This is a genomic window from Streptomyces sp. E2N166 (genome assembly GCF_003671715.1).
Taxonomy (GTDB): domain Bacteria; phylum Actinomycetota; class Actinomycetes; order Streptomycetales; family Streptomycetaceae; genus Streptomyces; species Streptomyces thinghirensis.
Map to the genome: position 1 here is coordinate 834,808 of NZ_RAIF01000032.1, position 5,522 is coordinate 840,329.

Annotated in this window: 6 protein-coding genes and 1 pseudogene; 5 read left to right on the plus strand and 2 right to left on the minus strand. The window is 74.6% G+C overall.

What is annotated here, in order from left to right; all coding sequences use genetic code 11:
• Together EBH09_RS30680 and EBH09_RS30685 are read left to right on the plus strand one after the other, a co-directional pair.
• Positions 1-198, plus strand: a pseudogene (locus EBH09_RS30680) (ABC transporter permease); the annotation flags it as partial.
• Positions 195-1,436 carry an MFS transporter gene (locus tag EBH09_RS30685; protein WP_121750134.1) on the plus strand — a complete coding sequence of 414 codons (1,242 nt, stop codon included), beginning with the start codon at positions 195-197 and terminating at the stop codon, positions 1,434-1,436. The pseudogene EBH09_RS30680 and the gene EBH09_RS30685, both read left to right, overlap by 4 nt.
• A 24-nt stretch (positions 1,437-1,460) precedes the next feature.
• Here EBH09_RS30685 and EBH09_RS39850 read toward each other — a convergent pair whose 3' ends face one another.
• Entirely contained in the window at positions 1,461-1,586 is a 126-nt protein-coding gene (locus tag EBH09_RS39850; RefSeq protein WP_274595153.1) for a hypothetical protein, read from the minus strand.
• A 207-nt stretch (positions 1,587-1,793) separates the two neighbouring features.
• Positions 1,794-2,564, minus strand: coding sequence for a CDP-alcohol phosphatidyltransferase family protein (locus EBH09_RS30695; protein WP_121750135.1), 771 nt, complete (start codon positions 2,562-2,564; stop codon positions 1,794-1,796).
• Positions 2,565-2,673: 109 nt separating this feature from the next.
• On the opposite strand from EBH09_RS30695, the gene EBH09_RS38050 reads away from it, so the two are divergent.
• The 3 genes from EBH09_RS38050 (at position 2,674) to EBH09_RS30710 (ending at position 5,419) form a co-directional block, all read left to right on the plus strand.
• Positions 2,674-3,654: a zinc-binding alcohol dehydrogenase gene (locus EBH09_RS38050; RefSeq protein WP_193776620.1), complete on the plus strand. Its 981-nt coding sequence runs from the start codon at positions 2,674-2,676 to the stop codon at positions 3,652-3,654.
• A gap of 149 nt (positions 3,655-3,803) precedes the next feature.
• On the plus strand, positions 3,804-4,202 hold the full coding sequence (locus tag EBH09_RS30705) for a 6-carboxytetrahydropterin synthase (protein ID WP_121750136.1): 399 nt from the start codon (positions 3,804-3,806) through the stop codon (positions 4,200-4,202).
• Positions 4,199-5,419, plus strand: coding sequence for a glycosyltransferase family 4 protein (locus EBH09_RS30710; protein ID WP_121750137.1), 1,221 nt, complete (start codon positions 4,199-4,201; stop codon positions 5,417-5,419). Before EBH09_RS30705 ends, EBH09_RS30710 begins: the two co-directional genes overlap by 4 nt.
• The last annotated feature ends 103 nt before the right edge of the window (positions 5,420-5,522 follow it).

Consider the following 5,522-nt stretch of genomic DNA (forward strand, 5'->3'; position numbering starts at 1 on the left):
GTTCTCGGCGAGGAGCAGCCCTACGCCGAGCGCGCGCCCTGGGCCGTCCTCGCCCCCGCCGCCGTTCTCGCCCTGCTCGGCGCGCTGGCGGTCACCGCCGCGGGCGGACTGCGTCGGCCCCGGCGGCGGCCTCGGCGTACGTCCCCGGTCGTCGGCCCAGCGGCCGTCGAGGAGAAGGAACTGGTCGGCGCCCGATGACCGCACCGTCCATCGGCCGGCTCGTGCGCAAGCCCCGCCGCGGGGCCCCGCCCACCCCGCTATCCCCACTGCTCCGGCTGCTCATCGTCACCCAACTCGCCTTCAACGTCGGCTTCTTCGCGGTCCTGCCCTTCCTCTCCGAGCATCTGGGGCAGGGCATCGGCATGGCGGGGTGGCTGGTCGGCTTCGTGCTGGGGCTGCGGACCTTCAGCCAGCAGGGGCTGTTCGTGGTCGGCGGGGCGCTGGCCGACCGGTACGGCATCCGGCCGGTCGTACTCGCCGGATGCCTGCTGCGGATCGCCGGGTTCGGGTGGCTCGGGTTCGCCGAGCGGGCCTGGACCGTTGTCGGTGCCGTGCTGCTGATCGGGTTCGCCGCCGCGCTCTTCTCGCCGGCCGTCGAGTCAGAGGTCGCCAGACAGGCCGTCGCCTGGGAGGAGGAGGGCGGCGGGGACCGGACCCGGGTGCTCGCGCTGTTCACCGTCGCCGGGCAGGCGGGGGCTTTCGTCGGGCCGCTGCTGGGGGCTCTGCTGCTCGCCGTCGACTTCCGTGCGGTGTGCCTGGCCGGCGCCGGCGTCTTCGTGCTCGTCCTCGCCGGGCACGCGTGGCTGCTGCCGCAGCACGTTCCCGGGCGGGCGCGTGTCCGGGTCAAGGGCGGGGCGCGGCTGCTGCTGCGCAACCGGCGCTTCCTCGCGCTGTGCTGCGCGTACGGCGCCTATCTGCTCGCCTACAACCAGTTCTACCTCGCGCTGCCCGCCGAGGTGGAGCGCGCCGCCGGCTCGCAGGCGCCGCTGGCCTGGCTGTTCGCGCTCTCCTCGCTGCTGGTGGTGACCGCGCAGTTGCCGGTGACCCGGTGGGCGGGGGAGCGGCTGCCGCCGCGCCGGTCGATGGTGGCCGGGCTGGTGCTGATCGCGGCAGGGTTCGCCGTCGTCGCGGTGGCGCGGCCCGCCGGGTGGACGGGCACCGGTGGGCTGGTGCCCGCCACCGGGTTCGTCGTGCTGCTCACTCTCGGGCAGATGCTCGTCGCGCCCGTCGCCCGCGCCTGGGTGCCGGACCTGGCCGAGGACGGACGGCTCGGGCTGTACACGGGGGCACTGTCCTCGGTCTCCGGGCTCATCGTGCTCGTCGGCAGTTCCGCGACCGGGCTGCTGCTGGACGCTGGGCTGCCCAGCGCCGTGCCGTGGCTGGTTCTGGCCGCCGTACCGCTGGCGGCGGCGGGGTTGCTGCCCCGGCGGCACTGAGTCCATCAGGGGCCGCCGGTACTCTCACTGCCTCGCGCCACGGCCGGCGGCGGATGCCGCCCCGGTGACCGTCCAGATCGCCGTGCCCCACAGGGAGAGCGCGGAGACGAGGCCCACCACGAGACGGACGGTCCGGTCCGGTCCGTCCATGAGCCACACGGCCAGGCACGCTGCTCCGGCCGCGCTCGACGGGGCCGCCGGTACGCGCGGCCGAGGCTGTTCGAACACCGCCGCGAGCGGAAGGAAGCGCGGCCCTACGACCGGACCGGCCAAGACCGGCGAGACCGACGAAGAACCGACGAAGAACCGACGAAGGCCGGCGGAAGGCGAGGGTGGCCGAACTCGCCCCGACCCGGCTCACCGGGCGACGGGCTCCCGCACCGCGGCCCGCGCGAGGACCCGCGTCACCCGCGACGTCCGCCACAGCCACAGCACATCCCGGCCGAAGGACCACACCAGCAGCCCCAGCGCCAGCAGGACCACCCCGGTGCTGACCGCGGGCGGCAGCAGCTCCGCGCCCGCCAGCAGCAGCAACACGCCCTGCATCGCGGCCACCGTCTTGCGGGCCGTGCTCGGCGGCAGCGGGGCGGTCAGCCACGGCCACACCCGGGCCGCGGCGACGAACACGTAGCGCATGCCGCCGATCAGCAGTACCCACGGACCCTGGTCCATCGCGACGTACACGCTGAGCACCAGGATCAGGAACGCGTCGACCTCCATGTCGAATCGGGCGCCCAGCTGCGACGACGTGCCGGTGCGGCGGGCGACCTTGCCGTCCACGCCGTCCAGGATCAGGGCCACCGCGGTCAGGCCGACGAGCAGGGAGACCGGCGGCGCGCTGCGGAAGGAGTCCGCGACCAGTGCCGTGACCCCGCCGACCAGGGTGGCCCGGCCGAGGGTGACCCGGTTGGCCGGGCCGAACGACGGCAACCGGGAACGGTGCAGGGCCCAGGAGAGCACCGCCCAGGTCGCGAACGCGAACGCGAGGCCGGTCAGCCAGCCCGCCGTGCCCATCCCGATCGCCGTGCCGAGCAGCGCCAGGAGCAGGATCTGCGCGCCCGCCCCCACCGCGGTCTCCTGCTGAACGGGCCTCGCGTCGTACGCGTCGTACGTGTTGTTCAGGGCCACCGAACACCCTCCGGCCGTGTGACAGAGTCGATCAACGCCGCTACCTTGTGCGCGGCTCGTGCATCCCTCGGTACGTGGGCGGCTTCCCGATCGTTCAGGAGGACATCCGATGACAGGCATGGCACGTGCGTTCTGGCTCGAATCGCCAGGCCGGGGCGCGATCCGCGACGTCGAGCTGTCCGCGCCCGCGGCGGACGAGGTGCTCGTGCGTACGCTCTTCAGCGGCGTGAGCCGGGGCACGGAGACGCTCGTCTTCGGCGGCCGGGTGCCCGAGAACCAGTCCGCGGCCATGCGCGCGCCGTTCCAGGAGGGCGACTTCCCGGGGCCCGTGAAGTACGGCTACCTCAACGTCGGTGTGGTGGAGGAGGGTCCGGACGCCCTCCTCGGGCGCACCGTCTTCTGCCTGTACCCGCACCAGACCCGATACGTCGTCCCGGCCGCCGCCGTCACCCCGGTGCCCCCGGAGGTCCCCGCCGGGCGGGCCGTGCTCGCCGGCACCGTCGAGACCGCCGTCAACGCCCTGTGGGACGCGGCGCCCCTGGTCGGCGACCGGATCGCCGTGGTCGGCGGCGGCATGGTCGGCTGCTCGGTGGCCGCCCTGCTGGCCCGCTTCCCCGGCGTCCGCGTCCAGTTGGTCGACGCCGACCCCGCCCGGGCCGAGGTCGCCGAGGCACTCGGGATCGGCTTCGCGTCCCCCGCCGACGCCCTCGGCGGCCTCGACCTCGTCGTCCACGCCAGCGCGACGGAGGCGGGCCTCGCCCGGTCGCTGGAGCTGCTGCGGCCCGAGGGCACGGTCCTCGAACTGAGCTGGTACGGCGACCGGCGCGTCGCCCTGCCGCTCGGCGAGGCCTTCCACTCGCGGCGCCTGACCCTGCGCAGCAGCCAGGTCGGCACCGTCTCCCCGGCGCGCGGCGCCACCCGCACATACGCCGACCGGCTCGCCCTCGCCCTCGATCTGCTCGCCGACCCGGCGCTCGACGCGCTCGTCACCGGGGAGTCCGCGTTCACCGAACTGCCGGACGTGCTGGCGGGACTGGCCTCCGGGGAGATCCCCGCGCTGTGCCACCGGATCCGGTACCCCGGCGGCTGACCCTCCGCCCGCCGGGGACGGCATCGGCGCCTGACCTTGAGAAAAGACGTACGGGCCGCTGAACAAGGGAAGGCACCGGGCCGTAATAGACGGCATCCCGCGCACCGATCGGCGGGGGATCAGACGTGCCACACCTGGAGGGTCGTCCGTTGTTCAGCATCACCGTCCGCGATCACATCATGATCGCCCACAGCTTCCGCGGCGACGTCTTCGGGCCCGCGCAGCGCCTGCACGGAGCGACGTTCCTGGTGGACGCCACCTTCCGGCGCGAGCAGCTGGACGAGGACAACATCGTCGTCGACATCGGACTGGCCACCCGTGAACTGGGCGCGGTCGTCAGCGAACTGAACTACCGCAACCTCGACAACGAACCCGACTTCGCCGGCGTCAACACCTCCACGGAGTTCCTGGCCAAGGTCATCGCCGACCGGCTCGCCGAGCGAGTCCACAAGGGCGGCCTCGGCGAGGGGGCCAAAGGTCTGGCCGGCCTCACCGTGACCCTGCACGAGTCGCACGTCGCCTGGGCGAGTTACGAGCGTGCGCTGTGACCGACACGTCCATCGAGACGGCGACCGGTGCGACCGCCGCCGGACGCACTCGGCTCACCTACGTCCCCGCACAGACGTCCGCGCCGGCTTCGGCCCCGAGGAACCGGGGGATCATCCCCATGTCCCTGCGCTCCGTGCACTTCGTCATGCCTGGCGGAGTCGACGACCCGGCCGCGCCGAGCGGCGGCAACGCCTACGACCGGCGGGTGCGGCTGGACCTGCCGGGCTTCGGCTGGCGGGTGCGTGGTCTGCCCGTGGCCGGGGACTGGCCACGGCCGGACGACGCCGCCCGCGCGGAACTCGCCCGCGCCCTGCGCCGGCTGCCGGACGGAGCCGTCGTCCTCCTCGACGGCCTGGTCGCCTGCGGGGTGCCGGAGATCGTGGTCCCGGAGGCCGAGCGGCTGCGGATGGCCGTGCTCGTCCACCTGCCGCTCGGCGACGAGACCGGCCTCGACCCCGCCGTGGCCGCCGAACTGGACGCGCGTGAACGCGCGGTGCTGCGGGCCGTCCCGGCCGTCGTCGCCACCAGTGACTGGGCAGTCCGGCGCCTCGTCTCCCACCACGGCCTCGACCCGGTCCGCGTCCACGTCGCCGCCCCCGGCGCCGACATCGCCCCCCTCGCGCCCGGCACGGACGGAGTCTCCCGGCTGCTGTGCGTCGCCGCCGTCACACCCCGCAAGGGCCAGCACCGGCTGGTGGAGGCACTGGCGGCGGTCGCCGACCTGCCGTGGAGCTGCGAGTGCGTCGGCGGACTCGGGCAGGACCCGGAGTACGTCGGCCGGCTGCGGACGCTGATCGCGCGGCACGGGCTGGAGGACCGGCTGGTCCTCGCGGGCCCGCGGGCCGGCGCGGAACTGGACGCCACCTACTCCACCGCCGACCTGATGGTCCTCACCTCGTACGCCGAGACGTACGGCATGGCGGTGACGGAGGCCCTCGCGCGCGGCATCCCCGTGCTCGCCACGGACGTCGGCGGCCTCCCGGAGGCGGTCGGACGCGCTCCCGACGGCGGGGTGCCCGGCATCCTCGTCCCGCCGGAGGACCCCGTCGCGCTCGCCGCCGAACTGCGCGGCTGGTTCGGGGAAGCGGACGTACGACGCCGGCTGAAGGCCGCGGCACGCGGCCGTCGCGCCGCCCTCGACGGCTGGGCGACCACGGCACGGAGCCTGGCCGGAATACTGCACCGGCTGCCGAGCGAACCCCGGAGGGCGGCATGAGGAAGACCACGGCAGCGGTCACGCGGGCGATCCCGTCCCAGCCAGGCCCCCAGCACGACCCCGAGCCGGCGGACAGCGTGATCCCGGGCGCGGGCCCGACCGA